13 protein-coding genes and 1 pseudogene are annotated in these 16,787 nt (G+C 70.4%); 7 read left to right on the forward strand and 7 right to left on the reverse strand.

The features are described 5' to 3' along the window. Positions 1-127: 127 nt before the first annotated feature. Positions 128-1,081: a sigma-70 family RNA polymerase sigma factor gene (locus QH290_RS19410; RefSeq protein WP_280384348.1), complete on the reverse strand. Its 954-nt coding sequence runs from the start codon at positions 1,079-1,081 to the stop codon at positions 128-130. 453 nt (positions 1,082-1,534) lie between these two features. Between QH290_RS19410 and QH290_RS19415 the strand changes: the two genes are divergently transcribed. Both QH290_RS19415 and QH290_RS19420 read left to right on the forward strand, forming a co-directional pair. Further along, positions 1,535-2,185: a TetR/AcrR family transcriptional regulator gene (locus tag QH290_RS19415; protein ID WP_280384351.1), complete on the forward strand. Its 651-nt coding sequence runs from the start codon at positions 1,535-1,537 to the stop codon at positions 2,183-2,185. A 179-nt stretch (positions 2,186-2,364) separates the two neighbouring features. After that, on the forward strand, positions 2,365-3,072 hold the full coding sequence (locus QH290_RS19420) for an NAD(P)-dependent oxidoreductase (RefSeq protein WP_280384353.1): 708 nt from the start codon (positions 2,365-2,367) through the stop codon (positions 3,070-3,072). Between the two features lie 85 nt (positions 3,073-3,157). Here the strand turns inward: QH290_RS19420 and QH290_RS19425 are convergent, their stop codons facing one another. Continuing rightward, positions 3,158-4,405: an ROK family protein gene (locus QH290_RS19425; RefSeq protein ID WP_280384355.1), complete on the reverse strand. Its 1,248-nt coding sequence runs from the start codon at positions 4,403-4,405 to the stop codon at positions 3,158-3,160. Between the two features lie 105 nt (positions 4,406-4,510). On the opposite strand from QH290_RS19425, the gene QH290_RS19430 reads away from it, so the two are divergent. Both QH290_RS19430 and QH290_RS19435 read left to right on the forward strand, forming a co-directional pair. After that, positions 4,511-6,052 (forward strand): carboxylesterase/lipase family protein, encoded by a 1,542-nt coding sequence (locus tag QH290_RS19430; protein WP_280269204.1) that lies wholly within the window; start codon positions 4,511-4,513, stop codon positions 6,050-6,052. Positions 6,053-6,152: 100 nt separating this feature from the next. Next, a complete protein-coding gene (locus QH290_RS19435; RefSeq protein WP_280384357.1) occupies positions 6,153-8,885 on the forward strand; it encodes a helix-turn-helix transcriptional regulator in 2,733 nt (910 codons plus the stop codon). Here QH290_RS19435 and QH290_RS19440 read toward each other — a convergent pair. After that, positions 8,877-9,227, reverse strand: coding sequence for a DUF1330 domain-containing protein (locus QH290_RS19440; RefSeq protein ID WP_280266887.1), 351 nt, complete (start codon positions 9,225-9,227; stop codon positions 8,877-8,879). The two genes, QH290_RS19435 and QH290_RS19440, sit on opposite strands and share 9 nt — an antisense overlap. Before the next feature lie 64 nt (positions 9,228-9,291). Further along, positions 9,292-9,657: a nuclear transport factor 2 family protein gene (locus QH290_RS19445; RefSeq protein ID WP_280266888.1), complete on the reverse strand. Its 366-nt coding sequence runs from the start codon at positions 9,655-9,657 to the stop codon at positions 9,292-9,294. A 158-nt stretch (positions 9,658-9,815) separates the two neighbouring features. On the opposite strand from QH290_RS19445, the gene QH290_RS19450 reads away from it, so the two are divergent. Further along, positions 9,816-10,148: an ArsR/SmtB family transcription factor gene (locus tag QH290_RS19450; RefSeq protein WP_280266889.1), complete on the forward strand. Its 333-nt coding sequence runs from the start codon at positions 9,816-9,818 to the stop codon at positions 10,146-10,148. A 203-nt stretch (positions 10,149-10,351) separates the two neighbouring features. Here QH290_RS19450 and QH290_RS19455 read toward each other — a convergent pair whose 3' ends face one another. Next, the gene (locus tag QH290_RS19455) at positions 10,352-11,761 is read right to left on the reverse strand and encodes a zinc-dependent metalloprotease (protein ID WP_280266890.1); all 1,410 of its coding nucleotides are present in this window, start codon (positions 11,759-11,761) and stop codon (positions 10,352-10,354) included. Between the two features lie 50 nt (positions 11,762-11,811). On the opposite strand from QH290_RS19455, the gene QH290_RS19460 reads away from it, so the two are divergent. Then, on the forward strand, positions 11,812-12,837 hold the full coding sequence (locus QH290_RS19460) for a YlbL family protein (RefSeq protein ID WP_280384359.1): 1,026 nt from the start codon (positions 11,812-11,814) through the stop codon (positions 12,835-12,837). A gap of 9 nt (positions 12,838-12,846) precedes the next feature. Here QH290_RS19460 and QH290_RS19465 read toward each other — a convergent pair whose 3' ends face one another. Further along, complete coding sequence (locus QH290_RS19465) at positions 12,847-13,440, reverse strand: PPA1309 family protein (RefSeq protein ID WP_280266892.1); 594 nt, start codon at positions 13,438-13,440, stop codon at positions 12,847-12,849. Between the two features lie 183 nt (positions 13,441-13,623). Here QH290_RS19465 and QH290_RS19470 point away from each other — a divergent pair, with 183 nt between their 5' ends. Further along, positions 13,624-16,623, forward strand: coding sequence for a UPF0182 family protein (locus tag QH290_RS19470; protein WP_280384360.1), 3,000 nt, complete (start codon positions 13,624-13,626; stop codon positions 16,621-16,623). On the opposite strand, the pseudogene QH290_RS19475 reads toward QH290_RS19470, so the two are convergent. Next, a pseudogene (locus tag QH290_RS19475) lies at positions 16,602-16,787 on the reverse strand (hypothetical protein); the annotation flags it as partial. The gene QH290_RS19470 and the pseudogene QH290_RS19475 overlap by 22 nt on opposite strands.

Below are 16,787 nucleotides of genomic sequence, written 5' to 3' on the forward strand. Positions count from 1 at the left end.
CGGCAGGCGACGCCGCCGCGATCGCCTCGGGCCATGCCGCGGCGGGCGCGATGGAGTACGCCGCAACGGCCAAGGGCCGCAAGCTGTTCGGGTCCGCCACGGCCGAGATCCGTTTCGCCTGAGCGGTTCAGCCGAGCAGCCCGGCCAGCGCCCGGGCGCTGGCGGGCTTGCGGAGCTTGGCCATGCTCTTGGCCTCGATCTGGCGGATGCGTTCGCGCGAGACGCCCAGCATGCGACCGACCTGCTCCAGGGTCCGCGGCTCCGTGCCGTCGAGCCCGTACCGCAGCACGAGCACCTGCGCCTCGCGTTCGGCCAGGGTGGCCAGTACGGCGCCGAGCTGGGTGCGGATCGAGGCGTCGGCGACGGTCGCCGACGGGTCCGGTCCGTCGTCGGCGATCAGCGCGCCGAGTTCGGTGTCGTCGTCGCCGATCTGCAGGTGCAGCGAGATCGGCTCGCGCGCATGGCCGAGCACCTCGCGCACCTTCTCCGTCGGCAGCTCCAGCTCGGCCGCCAGCTCCTCGGGCGTGGCCTCGCGTCCGAGCCGCTGGCCGAGCGTCCGCTGCGCCCGGGTGATCCGGTGCAGGATCTCGGCCACGTGGGCCGGGATGCGGATGGCGCGGCTCTTGTCGTCGATCGCCCGGCCGACGGCCTGTTTGATCCACCAGGTGGCGTACGTGGAGAACTTCAGCCCGCGCCGATGGTCGAACTTCTCCACCGCGCGGATCAGGCCGAGCGTGCCCTCCTGGACCAGGTCCAGCAGCGACATACCGGCGGGCGCCGGATAGCGCTTGGCGATCGATACCACCAGCCGCAGGTTGGCCTCGATCATGTGATCCTTCGCGGCACGCCCGGCGCGCACGGCCCGGGTGAGTTCCCGGCGTTCGGTGGGGCCGGGTTCCGTTCCGCCGGTGGCGATTTCGGACAGCCGCTGTTCGGCGCGCAGGCCCGCGGCCATGCGCTCGCCCAGCTCGTATTCCTCCTCGGCGGTGAGCAGGGCGGTGCGGCCGATGCGATGCAGGTAGTCCCGGATCGGGTCGACGCTGACGGTGGCAGGTCGGGCGGCGGTGGTACTGCGGGTCACGAAGGCCTCCGATTTCGAGTGCGCGGCGGACGGGATGCGCGGTTGGACGATGTCAACGTTGCGGGCGGACCGGTGATTCCTCCGTCCTCCCCTGTCGGTTCGACGGGCGCCCGGGTCCGTCAGCGGCGGCCGGGGATGCGCAGCGGGCGGTGAATCGGCGTGCGGCCGATTCTACCTGCGTGGATCCCCTTGTGCCGGGCCGCGTTCCGAACCGGTCGGCCGTGTGATGGGCGCGGACGGGCGGTGCTCGCGGGCGGGCTGTCGGCCATCGGGGCTGCTCCCGTTCGGTTGGTGCCGGTGGTGCTGTGGGATGCGGCGGTCCGGCCGTGGGGACTGCGCAGGATCGGCTCCTTCGTGAGTCGGTGCCACCGTTCGGCGGCGAACACAAACTTAGAATGGACCTAAAAATATGTCAAGAACTTTTTTGGGCCAAACCTATGTATGGTGGGAGGCGTGAGCGAACAGACCGTCCGGCAGCCGGGCCTGCGAGCCCGGAAAAAGCAGCAGACCAGGGAGAACATCTCGCATCAGGCGACCCGGCTGTTCCTGGAGCGCGGGTTCGACGCCGTCACGATCGCCGATGTGGCCGCCGCCGCCGACGTCGCCAAGATGACGGTGACCAACTACTTCCCCCGTAAGGAGGACCTCGCCCTCGACCTGCACGAGGAGTTCGTGTCGGGGTTGGCGCGCACGGTGCGCGAGCGGGCCGTGGGCGAGTCGGCGCTGGCGGCGCTGCATCGCGCCTATCGGGCGGGGGTTGCCGAGCGGGATCCGCTGATCGGTTTCTCCGGTCCCGAATTCGCCCGAGTCATCCAGGGGAGTCAGGCGCTGCTGGCCCGCCTGCGGGAGTTCCACGACGAACGGGAGCGGGCGCTGGCCGAGGCGCTGGCGGAGGCCACCGGTGCGCCGCCCGCCGATCTGACCGCACGGGTGGCCGCCGCCCAGCTCGCGGGCGTGCACCGGGTGCTGTTCGACGAGACCTTCGCCCGCACCGTGGCGGGGGAGTCCAACGACCGTATCGCCGAGGTGGTTGCCGCACAGCTGGATTCGGCGTTCGAGCAGCTCGCGCCCGCGCTGGGCGACTACGCGCTGCGCGCGGAATGACCTGAGCCCCGCCGGAATTCGTGCATACGGAGCCAGTCGAGAAAGCGGTCCGGCCAGCCGTCGCAGAGCGGGCGCCTGCGCAGGTAATGTCCAACACATATTGTATGAAACCCGAATTAGATAGTATGATTCTCGTATGATCGCGACCGGGAGAGAGTCGCGGCGTGGAAAGGATCGTCATGCGTATCGCCGTATTCGGGGCCAACGGACCCACCGGCCGCCTGCTCGTCGGCCAGGCACTGGCCGCGGGGCACAGCGTCGCCGCCGTCACCCGCAAGCCGGAATCGTTTCCGCTGCAGCATGATTCACTGGAGGTGGTCGGGGCCGACGTGCTCGATCCGGCCGCGGTGGACGCCGCGGTGGACGCCGCGGTGGCGGGTTGCGACGCGGTGCTGTCGGTGCTCGGTGTGCCCTTCGGCAAACAGCCGATCACCACGTACTCCCGAGGCGTCGGCGCCATCGCGGGCGCGATGCGGCGGCACGGTGTGCGGCGGCTGGTCGTGGTCAGCTCCAGCGCCGTCGACCCGCACCCCTACGCCGACGCCGGATTCGTGTTCAACCGGGTGCTGCAGCCGTACGTCACCCGGGTGCTGGGCAAGACGCTGTACGACGACATGCGGCGAATGGAGGACCTGGTGCGCGGCAGCGATCTGGACTGGACGATCGTGCGCCCGAGCGGGCTGTACGACCTGCCGGAGGTCACCGAGTACACGATCGTGGAGGGCCGGGCCGAGGGCCGCTACACCTCCCGTGCCGACCTCGCGGCCTGCCTGCTGGCCGTGCTCGCCGACGACCGGTACCTCGGCAGCACCCTCGGCGTCGTCACCACCACCGACAATCCGACCATCCTGCAGGTCATCCGGCGTGAGGCGTTCGCGCGAAACTGACTGTCGTGCATCGCGTCCGGTGTTTCGCCGCAGCGGGCCGCCGGTGCCGCCGGGCACCCCGCGGACCGGGCGGCGTCCGCAACCGTCAGTGCACGCCGGTGGGCCTTCCCGGTGCGGGCAGCGGGGACACCGAGGCCGGATCGGCGAGCACCGCCCGGCGCGCGAACTCGATGGCGCCCAACAGGATCGCGTCCTCGCCGAGGAGCGCGGCGGTGACCTCCACATGCACCGTCGGCACCAGGGCCCGCCGCCCGGCTGTCACCTGTTCCACGGCCGGTTCGAGCCACGGAAACCAGTGTGCCAGTAGGCCGCCCAGCACGATCTCGTCCACATCGAGCAGGCCGGAGATCGACAGCACCGCCGTTCCTATCGCCCCGCCCGCCGCCCGCAGCGCCGCCGTCGCCCGCTCGTCGTCGCCGCGCAGCGCGGTGTCCAATCGGTCCAGTGCCGTTCGTAATCCGTTGCGCCGCAGGGTTTCGCCGTGGCCCGCCGCGGTCACCACGGCCTCCGGCCCGGCGTAGCAGACCAGGCAGCCGCGGGCCCCGCACGAGCAGACGGGACCGTCGAGGGATACCGGCATATGCCCGGGCTCGCCGGCGATGCCGTGGCTGCCGGAGTGGATGCGCCCGTCGAATACCACGCCGCCGCCGATGCCGGTGCCCGCCTCGATGTAGACCATGGCGCGGGGACGGCGGGGATGCCGGTGATATTCGGCGAGCGCGGCCGCGTTGGCATCGTTGACGACGTCGATCGGGCAGTCCAGATCCGGCAGCCGCGCGGCGAGCAGCGCGCCCAGCCGGACCGGTCGCAGCCAGCCGAAATCCGGTGCCACGACGACGGTTTGCTCGGCATCGGCGCCGATCGGCCCCGCCATGGCGATGGTCGCCCGGACCAGCGTCGCCGCGCCCGGTACCGCCGATCGTGCCCGGCGCACGGCCGCGGCCACCGCATCCGCCATCTCGTCCGGCTCGCCCCGCGCGCATTCGTGCGCGACGGTCTCGCGCCACACGATCTCGCCCGTGAGATCGGCGACCGCCACCCGCAGCAGATCGAGGCTGATCTGCACGGCCACCGCGAGCGCCCGGCCCGGTACGAGGCGGATCAGCCGCCGGGGCCGTCCCCGGCCCACGCCGTGCCGCACGCCGTCCTCGCACACCAGGCCGCGCGCGGCGAGCTCGGTGATCAGCGTGGTGACCGTGGCGTGCGACAGCCCGGTGGCGGCCGCGATCTCGGTGCGCGCGCACGGGCCGTGCGCGGCGATGTGCCGCAGCACCAGGCCGAGGTTGCGGCGGCGCACGGCGACCGAGCCGCTGGGTGCGGGGTGGTTGTCCACAGCAGTGAGCGTAGGCCGGCGGTGAATTTTTTCAACCATTGACTTATTTTGGGTCGGGCCGCGATCCTGCCAGGGACCGCCGTGTGACACGAATCGAGGTTTGCGATGCCCGCCGCGCCCATCGGACGCCGGACCTTCCTGCTCGGGGCCGGGGCCGCGACCCTGGCCGCCTGCTCCGGCGGCCCGCCCGAATCCGATCGGATGCCCGATGTCGTGCGGACCGCCCACGGTCCGGTCCGCGGGCAGCGCCGCGCTACCGGGATCGCGTTCCTCGGCATCCCGTTCGCGCGACCACCGATCGGAGACCTGCGCTTCGCGGCGCCCGCGCCGCCGGAGCCGTGGACCGACACCCTGGACTGCACCCGGTACGGTCCGACCGCGCAGCGCAAACAGCTCTCGACGGTCACCACCATTCCCGAGCCCTCCATCCCCGGCGACGCGGTGCTGAATCTGAACGTCTTCACCCCGGACCCCGCGTCCGAGGCGAAACTGCCTGTGCTGGTGTGGATTCACGGCGGCGGCTTCGTCGCGGGATCCCCGGCCAGCCCCTGGTACGACGGTGCCGCGTTCAATCGTGACGGCGTGGTGCTGGTGTCGGTGGGCTACCGGCTGGGCATCGAGGGTTTCCTGCACCTGGCCGACGCCCCCGACAATCGCGCGGTGCTGGACTGGATCGCCGCGCTGCGGTGGGTGCGGGACAACATCGCGGGCTTCGGCGGTGATCCGGACAAGGTCACGGTCGCGGGCCAGTCTGCCGGTGGTGGTGCGGTCTGGGCGCTGCTGGCGGCACCCTCGGCGCGCGATCTGTTCCGAGCCGGAATCTGTGTGTCCGGGGCGGTCACCCAGCCCAACGACCGCGCCACGGCCGCCGCGACCGCGGAGTCGTTCACCCGGATCACGGGCCTGCCCGCGACCGCCGCCGCGCTGCGCGAGCTGCCGGGCGATCGGCTACAACAGTTGCAGGACACGCTGTCGCCGCCGGGACCGGGCAGCGCGAATCCCTCGATCCTGCAACTCGCGCCCTGCGCCGACGGCACCGTGATTCCCGAACCGACCCCGGCGCTGCTCGCCTCCGGCGCGACCGCCGATGTCCCGCTGCTGATCGGCTTCACCCGGCACGAGTTCAACATGGCCGCTGCCGCGCAACACATCTCGGAGGCCGAGGCACCCGCCGCACTGGCGGCGATGGGCGTGGACACTGCGTCCCTCGACTCCTATCGGGCGGCGTATCCCGGCCTCGGGGCGAGCGAACTGCTCGGTCAGATCATGAGCGACATGATCATTCGCGGGCCGTCCTACCGCGTGGCCGAGGACCATGCCCGCCGCGGCCGCCCCACCTGGCTGTACGAATTCGCTTGGACCTCAACGGCTCCCGACTACCGCGGGATGGCGGCGCACTGCCTGGACCTGCCGTTCGCCTTCGACCTGCTGCACGCGCCGGGCGTCACCGCGGCCGAGGGCGAGGCACCGCCGCAGTCCCTGGCCGACGCGATGCACGCCGCGTGGGTGTCGTTCGTCCGCGACGGCGACCCGGGTCGCGGCTGGCCGCGCTACACCCTCGACACCCGCGAAACCATGATCTGGGCCGAACAACCCCGTGTGACGGCAGACCCCTTCGCCGCCCAGCGGGCAGCCTGGCTCCGCTGAGCAGCGGTGGGACTGAGACTTGGTTGCCGTGGTGAGTGCGGTCCGGCCATGATGCGTGGATTATGTGTGAGCTAGTGGGGCGGCGTTGACGGGGACGGGTGTGGGGCGGGCGGACACGCCGCTGCGGGGCCGGGGGCAGGAGCAGGCGGCCGTCGAGGCGCTACTCGACGCAGCCCGCCGAGGTGCGAGCGGGGCGCTGGTATTGCGCGGGGAGCCGGGGATCGGCAAGACCGCCCTGCTGGAGTACGCATCGGCAGCGGCGTGTGAGCTGCGGGTGCTGCGGGGGACGGGTATCGAGGTCGAGGCCGAATTGCCGTTCGCCGGGCTGCAATTGCTGCTGCGGCCCGCGCTGGCGGACCTCGGCGCGCTGGCCGAACCGCAACGCGCGGCGCTGGCGTCGGCCCTGGGTCTCGCGGCCGGTTCCGGGAGCGAGCCGATGCTGATCGGCCTCGCGGTGCTGTCGCTGCTGACCGAGTACGCCGGGGAGACGGGCGCGCTGCTGCTGGTCGACGATGCGCAGTGGCTGGATCGGGCCTCGCGGGACGCGCTGCTGTTCGCCGCCCGGCGGCTGGGCGCCGAGGGCGTGGCCGTGGTGTTCGCCGTGCGCGAGGGCGAGGGCACCTTTCCCGTCGCGGGCCTGCCCGAACTCCGGCTCGAGGGATTGTCTCCCGAGGCGTCCGCGGCGCTGCTGGACGAGCACGATCTCACCCCGGCCCTGCGCTATCGCCTGCTGGCCGAGGCGCAGGGCAATCCGCTCGCGCTGCGGGAGCTGCCGGTCGCGCTGGCCGCCGAGCCCTCCGCCGACTTCCGTGCGGGTGCGCTGCCGCTCACCGATCGCCTGCGGCTGGCCTTCTACGGTCGGGTCGGGCGGCTGCCCGAGCGGACGCAGCGGCTGCTCACGATCGTCGCCGCCGACGAGACCGGTGAGCTGGACGTGCTGATCCGCGCCGCCGCGGCCCTGAACGCCGGGCTCGACGACCTGACGCCCGCCGAGGCCGCCGGATTACTCCGACGGGACGAAAACATAGAGGCCACAGTCGCTTTCCGCCATCCGCTGATCCGCGCGGTCGTCCTGCAGCGCGCACCGCTGGCGCAGCGGCTGGCGGTACACCGCGCGCTGGCCGAGGCGCTCGACGCCCCCGAGCACGCCGACCGCCGCGCCTGGCACCTGGCCGCGGCCGCCACCGGACCCGACGAAAACGTCGCGGCCGCACTGGAGGACACCGCGGCGCGGGCCCGCGAGCGCGGCGGGCACGAGGCCGCCGCCGCGGCCTACGAACGTGCCGCCCGGCTCAGCGACGGCACCGAGGCCCGGGTGCGGCGCGAGGCCGCGGGCGCCGAATCGGCCTTGGAGGCGGGCGATCTGCCGCGCGCGGGCGTCCTGGCACAGCGCGCGGCGCGCCGGGACATCGGAGAAGACCTGCGCGCCAGGCTTTCTCAGGTGCAGGCGCTGTCGAAGTTCTGGCACGGCGACTTTCCCGCCGCCCACCGGCTGCTGATCGAGGCCGCCGCCCGCGCCATCGAGGTGGAGCGGGCGGCGGGAATGCTGCTGCAGGCCGTCCACACCGGCTGGTACCTGGGCGAGCGGCACCTGTCGGAGGTCCTGGATCGGCTCGCGGGCCTGCGTCTCGCGGACCACGATCCGATCGCGCCCGCCGCGCGATTCGTGGGGCGGCTGCTGGACCGGGGGCCGGGCCCGGCGCCGGAGCCGCTGGCCCGCACGCTCGCCGAAATCCATGCGCGAGGCCGGGTTTCGGATCAGGTGCGGCTCATCCTGTGCGGTGTGGCGCTGGCCCGCGGCCAGGACGGCGACGCCGACGCGCTCGCCACCGGCCTGATCGCCGCCCACCGCGATGCGGGCGCCGCCGGGCGGCTGCCGACCGCGCTGTTCTTCGCCGCCGAGGTCGCCGTGTTCACCGGCCGCCTCCGCACCGCCCGCGGGCTCGCGCTCGAAGGCCGCGAGCTGGCGCGCGATACCGGCCAGCAGCAGTGGGTGCGCCAACTCAGCAGTGTGCTTTCGCATTTGGACGCGCTGGCCGGGGCCGAGGACGGGTGCCGGACGTCGGCCGAGGTCGGGCTGTCCGGGGATACGCCGGGGTCGATCGCGCCGGGCGCGCCCTGGGCACACTGGTCGCTGGGCCTGCTCGAGCTCGGCGCGGGGCGGGCCGAGGCGGCGCTGTCGCGATTCGAGCGGCTCACCCGGGAACCGTTGAGCCACCACATCTGTGCCACCAGGGCGGTACCGGACCTGGTCGAGTCGGCGGTCCGGGTCGGGGCGCCGCAGCGGGCCGCCGCGGCCCACACCCGGTTCGAGCGATGGGCCGAGTCGGTGCACCAGCCGTGGGCCGACGCGCTGGTCCTGCGCTGCCGGGCGCTGCTCGACGACGGCGGCGGTGCCGAACAGCTGTACACCGAGGCGCTGCGATTACACGACCGAGACGCCCGGCCGATCGAATATGCGCGCACCGCACTGCTTTTCGGAGAATGGTTGCGCCGCGGCCGCCGCAAGGCCGAGGCGCGCACCCGGCTCGGCGACGCGCTGGACATCTTCGATTCCGCGGGCATGCATCCCTGGGCCGAACGGGCGCGCGCCGAACTGACGGCCACCGGCGCCACGGACGGCCCACGCGCACACCGTCATTCGTCGACCGGCCTCACCCCGCAGGAACTCCAGATAGTCCGCCTGGCCGCCCGGGGCCTGTCGAACCGCGACATCGCCGCCCAGCTGTTCCTCAGCCACCGCACGGTCGGCTACCACCTCTACAAGGCCTACCCCAAACTCGGCGTCACCTCCCGAGGCGAACTGAAAAACATTGCCGCCGAACTAGAGTGAGGACATCCCGCGCAGTTCGGCGGCCATCGCGGCGGAGTCGTGGTCGGGCTCGCAGCCGTCGACGATGATCAGGTCGCCGTCGAGGTGGTCGGTGCGCAGCGGCTTGATCCGGCGGTAGGCGGGGGAGTCGTAGAAGTCGCGGGCGTGATCCATCGTGGGGAACTCGATCAGCACCACCGCGCCGGGCCAGCTGCCCTCCTTGACCTCGAGGGTGCCGCCGTGGACGAGGAACCGGCCACCGAAGGGGTCGAGTGTCGCCTGGATCTTCTCCATATATTCCAGGACCTGCTCGTGCAGGTCGCCGGTGGGTGCGGGCAGGTGGGCGAGGATGTAGGCGGTCATCGTGGTCTCCAACGGATTTCGGGGGCGGGACCCACACACGCGGATCCCGCCCGGATGGATGTACTCAGGCGCCGGTCGGCACCTTGTCGAGGAAGCCGAGCACCTGGGTGATCCGGCCCTCCGCGACGACCGCGACGTCGAACCCGACGACCAGCGGCTCGGCACCCGGCCGACCGAGATGCCAGGTGAAGCGGGCGATGTGGTGGTGGGCGTCGACCGCGCCGCCGAGGCGGAATTCCAGCCCGGCGAACTGTCCCTGCACCGCGGCGATGGCGGCGTCGAGCCCGGCCCGGCCGCGCACCGACACCATCGGGTCGGTGTACTCGGCGTCCTCGGCGAACACCTCGGCGATGCGGGCCGACCGGGCCGCCGGATCGGTCTCGTTCCATGTCGCGATGTAGCGCTCGACCAGCTCGTTCGTGTCACTCATGATCGTTGTCTCCGTTCGTTGTCGCTTGCTGACTACCAAGCTATGGGGGTCCGGGAGCGGCGGAATCTGTCGCGCTTAAGTAGCGATGACCGGTCGTGGAGACCGACCTCATATCGACGTCCTTCGAAATGTCGGTAGCAAGTCGCTACCCTGGAGAGATGGCGGACACTGTGGCCGCACCCGATCCCGATCTGGTGCGCGCACTGCGGGCATTGGCGAATCCCATTCGGCTGCAACTGCTGTCGTGGCTGCGGGAGCCGGAGCGGCACTTTCCCATGGAGCGGGCGATCGCCGACCCGAACGAGGTGGGCATCTGCGTGAGCCACATCCAGGAGAAGGTCGGCCTCGCGCAGTCCACCGTCTCCGCGTACATGGCCGAACTCGAGCGCGCGGGCCTGGTCCGGTCGACGCGGGTGGGCAAGTGGACCCACTACAAGCGCGACGAACAGCGCATCGCCGCACTCGTCGGCGAACTCGGCGAGACGCTCTGAGGCCGGATAACGGCGGGCCGGAACATATCGCGATCATGCGATGTTGTGACGTATCGTAATTATCCGATATGACGATGCGTCACGACGACCACCTCGTGTTCTGGGGCGAGGATCGGCGGCCGAGCTGAGGTCGCGAGCCGAGGCCGGAGGCTCGGTGCGGTATCGGTCGGTGGCAGTGGCGGCTCACCCGGCGACCGTGCCGATCAGGACGGGTTGCTACCCGAGTCGTCCTCCGGCTTCTCGGCTGCGTCGTCCTTGTTGCCCTTCTCCCGCTCACGCGCCTCGAACTCCGCCAGCTGGGCCATCGGATCGTCGAAAGCACCTGTGCCGCCGCCGATCACACCGTCGATGAAACCCGCGGGATTGTCCAGGTCCTCGGAGTTGGGGAGCAGGTCCGGATGCGCCCAGACGGCGTCGCGGGCCTCGATCCCCGCATCCGCGGTCAGTCGCTGCCACAGCGCGGCGGCCTCGCGCAGCTTGCGGGGCCGCAGCTCCAGACCGACCAGCGTGGCGAAGGTCTGCTCGGCGGGCCCGCCGGTGGCGCGGCGCCGGCGCAGGGTCTCGGCCAGGGCACCGGCGCCGGGCAGCCGGTCGCCGACGGCCTCGGACACCACGACCTGCACCCAGCCCTCGATCAGGGCCAGCAGGGTCTCCAGGCGCTCCAGCGCGGCCTTCTGCTCGGGCGTGGTCTGCGGCTCGAAGGTCCCCTGGGAGAGCAGCTCCTCCAGCTTCGACGGATCGGTCAGCGACATCGGATCGATGTTCTGGGCGGCCTGCTCGATCGCCGAGAAGTCCATCCGGATGCCGCGCGCGTAATCCTCCACCGCGCCCAGCACCTGCTGGCGCAGCCACGGCACGTGCCCGAACAACCGCTGGTGGGCGGCCTCGCGCGCGGCCAGGTAGACCAGGATCTCGCTCTCCGGCCGCTCCAGCCCCTCGCTGAACTCGGTCACGGCTGCGGGCAGCAGCGCCGCGGTGCCGTCCGGGCCCAGCGGCAGGCCGATATCGGTGGAGGTCAGCACCTCCTTGGCCAGCTGGCCCAGGGCCTGCCCGAGCTGCGAGCCGAACGCCATGCCGCCCATCTGGCCCAGCATGCCGATCATCGGCGCCGCGAACTCCTTGGCCTCCTCGGGCAGCGTCGAGGTCCACATGCCCGACACCTGCTGGGCCACCGGATCGCACAGGCGCCGCCAGGTCGGCAGGGTCTCCTCGATCCAGTCGTTGGGGGTCCACGCCACCGCCTTGGTCGCGCCGGCGGGCAGGGTGGTGGCCGCGTCCAGCCACAGCTCGGCCAGGTGGGCGGCGTCGGCGACCGCGCGCTGGGTGCTCTGTGAGATCGGTTCCACGCTCGATCCGAGCTGCTGGCGGGCCAGGCGCTTGGCGATGTCGTAGTTCACCGGGCCCGACTGCGCGCCCGGCTGGCCGATGGTGGAGAACATCTGGCCCAGCGAGGTCAGCATCTGCCCGAGCTGCGACGGATCGAAGCCGCCGGCCGCACCACCCATCGGGATGCCGAACGGGTTGTTCGCGCCGGAACCGGACTCACCCTCCCGCCGCTTGTCGCGGTCGGGATCGTCATCGCGGTTCGAGAATCCGAATGGCACGTCGCTCATACCCCTCAGGCTACGCGGGTGGCCAACGGTGAGCCGCTACTGTGGGCCGCGTGAATCGTCGGATCCTCACGCTGCTGGCCGCCCTCATCCCCGTCCTCGTACTCGGTGTCGTAGGCAGTGCCGTCACGGTGCCGTTCGTCGCGCTCGGCCCCGGTCCCACCTTCAATACGCTGGGCGATGTCGAAGGAAAACAGGTCGTCGACGTGGAGGGCGCACCGGTCGATCCGACGTCGGGCAACCTCAATATGACGACGGTTTCCGTTCGCGACGGGCTGAATATTTTCGAGGCGTTCGTGCTGTGGGCCGACGGCCGCTACGGCCTGGTGCCGCGCGCGGAGGTGTACCCGCCCGGCATCCCGCGTGATCAGATCGACAAATCCAACGAGCAGGATTTCAAGGACTCCGAGGACAGCGCCGAACTGGCGGCGCTGCACTATCTGAAGTATCCGACGCAGGTGCGGGTGCGCACCGTCGCCGAGGACGGCCCGGCCAACGGGATGCTGCACAAGGGCGACGTGCTGGTGAGCGTGGACGGCAAGCCCGCCACCACCTCCAAGGACGTGGTGGAGACGGTGCGCGGGGTCGAGCCCGGCACCGTGGTGCCGATCGTCGTGCGCCGCGAGGGTGCCGAGCAGACCGTCGAGGTGAAGGTGGGCGCCCGGCCCGACGACAAGTCCAAGGGCTATCTCGGGGTGACGCCGGAGGAGGTGCCGCAGGGGCCGCTCGACGTGACCTTCAACCTCGCCGATATCGGCGGCCCGTCGGCCGGGCTGATGTTCAGCCTGGCGATGATCGACAAGATGACCCCCGGGCAGTTGAACGGCGGCAAGTTCATAGCCGGTACCGGCACCATCGATCCGGACGGCAAGGTCGGCCCGATCGGCGGCATCCAGTACAAGATGATCGCCGCCCGTGAGGCCGGAGCGGAAACGTTCCTCGTCCCCGCCGACAACTGCAACGAGGCCCGCCAGCGCATCCCCGACGGCCTGAACCTGGTCAAGGTCGACACGCTCGACACCGCGGTGAAGTCCCTCGGCGACATCACCGCCGGTCGCGAGGCCCCCACCTGCGGCTGATCCCGGCGCTCAGTCCGGTTCGTTCTCGAGGGTGTGGCGGAGGGCCTCGACGAGGTTGGGGGCGAGGTTGGGAGCGGTGCGGAGATCGAGGTCGCCGAAGGGGTCGTCCTCGTCTTCGGCGGGGCGGACCTGCAGCAGGCACAACGACACTCCGTCGCGGAGCACACCGGCGAACAGCCGCGCGTCGCGGCGGCCGGGATGGGTGACCGCGGCGTCGCGCGCGGCCTGATCGGCGGCCTCGCGGTCGGCGAGCAGCGGGGCGATGGCGTCGTCGAGGGTCTGCTCGGCATCGGGCGGCAGCACCACGATCTGCTGCACCAGCACGACCCCCTGCACGGCGGGCGGCCAGCTGGTGGTGGCGAGGAACTCGTCGAGCGCCATCGCGTCGCCGCGCACATCGTCGGGAAGCGGTTCCTGCGCAATGGGAGTCAGCTCCGCACCGTCGGCGAGCTGGTCCTCGAGCGTCGGCTCGGCCGCCACCAGATCGACGGTCGGCACCAGCGCGAACAGCTGCGGCGGCCGATCCCACCCCTCGCCGTCGGCGAACTCGGCTACCTCACGGATACAGCGGTACAGGGCGGTGGAGGGGTTCGCGAGGGTCACGCGCGCAGAGTCTAGGTGTTCGCGCAGAGCGAGATGCGACCCGCACTGGAGCCATCGCGATCCATTCCGATCCGTTTTACGTAGAGTGGGGCGCGAGAGACGGTCCCGCGGGGACCGCTGCATCATCGGACTGCGGTGCGCCGGCCGGTAAGTCGCGCGCCGCCGGACCTGGGAGAGTGGCTCGTGGGCATGCGCCCCCCGACAGGCTTACCTTCGCTGTCCCGACGCAGCCGGGTGCTGCTGGTGACGGCCCTAGTACTGGCCGCGCTGCTGCTGGTCGGGCCGCGCCTGGTCGACGCCTATACCAATTGGCTGTGGTTCGGCGAACTCGGATTCAAGCGCGTGTACACCACCGTGCTGCTGACCCGGGTGCTGCTGTTCCTCGTGGTCGCGGTGGTGGTCGGCCTGCTGATCTGGCTGGCCCTGCTGGCCGCCTACCGCACCCGGCCGGTGTTCGTTCCGGTCGCGGGACCCAACGATCCGATCGCGCGATATCGCACGACGGTGATGGGCCGGTTGCGGCTGTTCGGCGTCGGCATCCCGGTCCTGGTGGGACTGCTGTCGGGATTGGTGGCGCAGTCCAGCTGGGTCACCGTGCAGATGTTCCTGCACGGCGGCGCGTTCGACATCAAGGATCCGCAGTTCGGCCTGGACGTCGGCTTCTACGCCTTCGACCTGCCGTTCTACAAGATGCTGCTGAACTGGCTGTTCGTCGCCGCGGTGATCGCCTTCTTCGCGAATCTGGTGACGCACTACGTCTTCGGCGGCCTGCGGCTGTCGGGGCGGGAGGGCGCGCTGACCCGCCCGGCGCGCATCCAGCTGGCGGTGATCGCCGGAACCTTCGTGCTGCTCAAGGCGATCGCCTACTGGTTCGACCGATACTCGATGCTGTCGAGCACCCGCAAGGAGCCCACCTTCACCGGTGGCTCCTACACCGATATCAACGCCGTACTCCCGGCCAAGCTGATCCTGATGTCGATCGCGATCATCTGCGCGATCGCGTTCTTCACCGGAATCGTGTTGAAGGACCTGCGGGTTCCGGCGATGGCGGCCGCGCTGCTGGTGCTGTCGTCGATCCTGATCGGCGCGGTGTGGCCGCTGATCGTGGAGCAGTTCGAGGTGCGCCCGAACGCGGCCACCAAGGAATCGGCGTATATCGAGCGCAATATCGCCGCCACCCGGCAGGCCTACGGCATCACCGACGACAAGGTCCAATACGTCGACTACAAGGGCACCTCGACCAAGGATCCGGTCAGTATTCCCGCCGACCAGCAGACCATCAAGAACATCCGCCTGCTGGACCCGAACCTGTTGACGCAGACCTTCATTCAGCGCCAGCAGCTGCAGAACTTCTACGGCTTCCCGGATCCGCTGGACATCGACCGCTACAACATCAACGGCGAGATCCAGGACTATATCGTCGGCGCGCGAGAACTGGTGCCGCAGAACCTGTCCGGCAACCAGACCGACTGGATCAACAAGCACACCGTCTACACCCACGGCAACGGCTTCGTCGCCTCCCCGGCCAACCGCGTCAACGTCGCCCCGCCGAAGGAGACCCAGCAGGCCGCGACCGGCGCCGCGGCCGGAGCCAATACCGGTGGCTACGGCTACCCGGTGTTCAACGTCGGTGACCTCTCGACCGTCAGCGACCTGTTCACGCCGCAGGAGAAGGAAGCGATCAAGGTCGAGCAGCCGCGCATCTACTACGGCGAGCTGATCTCCAAGTCCGATGCCGACTACGCGATCGTCGGCGGCAACAATCAGCCGCCGCGCGAATACGACACGGGCACACAGCAGTACACCTACACCGGCGAGGGCGGCGTCCCGATCGGCAACTGGTTCAACCGGCTGGCCTTCGCCGCCAAGTACGCCGAGCGCAACATCCTGTTCTCCGGCGCGATCGGCGACGATTCGAAGATCATCTACAACCGCAATCCGCGCGACCGCGTGCAGCAGGTGGCGCCGTGGCTGACCGCCGACGGCGACGTCTACCCCGCGGTGGTCAACGGCCGCATTCAGTGGATCGTGGACGCCTACACCACGCTGGACAACTTCCCCTACTCCCAGCGCACCTCGCTGGACGGGGTGGTCGAGGATTCGATCGACCAGAACACCGGGCGGATGTTGCCGCGCAAGGAGGTCAGCTACATCCGCAACTCGGTGAAGGCCACCGTGGACGCCTACGACGGCACGGTGAACCTCTACGAGGCGGATCCGACCGATCCGGTGCTGAAGGCATGGGAGGGCGTGTTCCCGAACGTGGTCAAGCCGCAGAGCGCGATCACCCCGGAGTTGCGGGCCCACTTCCGCTACCCGGAGGACCTGTTCAAGGTGCAGCGGGAGATGCTGTCGCGCTACCACGTGAACGACCCGCGCGAGTTCTTCACCACCAACGCCTTCTGGTCGGTGCCCAGCGACCCGACCTCCGACACCCCGACCAATGCGCACCAGCCGCCGTACTACGTGCTGCTGGGCGATCCGAAGACGGGCAAACCGGCGTTCAACCTGACCAGCGCGATGGTCGGCTACAAGCGGCAGTTCCTGGCCGCCTACATCCAGGTGAATTCCGATCCGGAGAATTACGGCAAGTTCACGGTGCTGAAGCTACCGACGGATTCGCAGACACCGGGTCCGCAGCAGGTACAGACGTCGATGACGACCGACGCGCGCGTATCCAGTGATCGCACGGTGCTGACCGGCGGCAATACCAACAAGATCAAATACGGCAATCTGCTGACGCTGCCCGTCGGCGACGGCGGAATCCTGTACGTGGAGCCGTGGTATCTGGAACGCAACGCGGGGCCGAATGCGGCGTCGTTCCCGCAGCTGGTCAAGGTGCTCGCCAGTTCCGGCGACAAGGTCGGCTACGAGGCCACGCTGGGCGACGCCCTGAACGACGTGCAGGAGGGGCTGGGCTCGGCAGCGACCCAGCAGCCCGGCCAGGCGGCGATCAACCCGCCCACGGGCCAGAGCGGCACGGCCCCGCCGGCGAATCAGGGGATCCAGCCGCCCACCCCGCCCGCGACCGGTTCGGCGGGTAAGGATGCCGCGGTCCGGGAGATCAACAATGCCCTGCAGGGCGTGGAGGACGCGCAGAAGTCCGGTGATCTCGGTCAGCTGGGCCAAGCGCTGGAGAACCTGCAGAAGGCGATCGACAGCTACAACAAGGCCGGGGGATAGTCCCTGGTAGGAAACGCGGAACGCGGGGCCCCCGAAAAACAAAAACGGCCCGCGGCGGCGATGAGGTCGGCGAGCGTGTCGTCCTGATCGAGCGATTCGATCTTGACCCGCGGCGTCATCAGCTCCTCGGCGCTGCGGTCGCCGAACGCGAGCGAACGGTCCAC

The organism is Nocardia wallacei, assembly GCF_029869545.1.
GTDB classification, from domain to species: Bacteria; Actinomycetota; Actinomycetes; order Mycobacteriales; family Mycobacteriaceae; genus Nocardia; species Nocardia wallacei_A.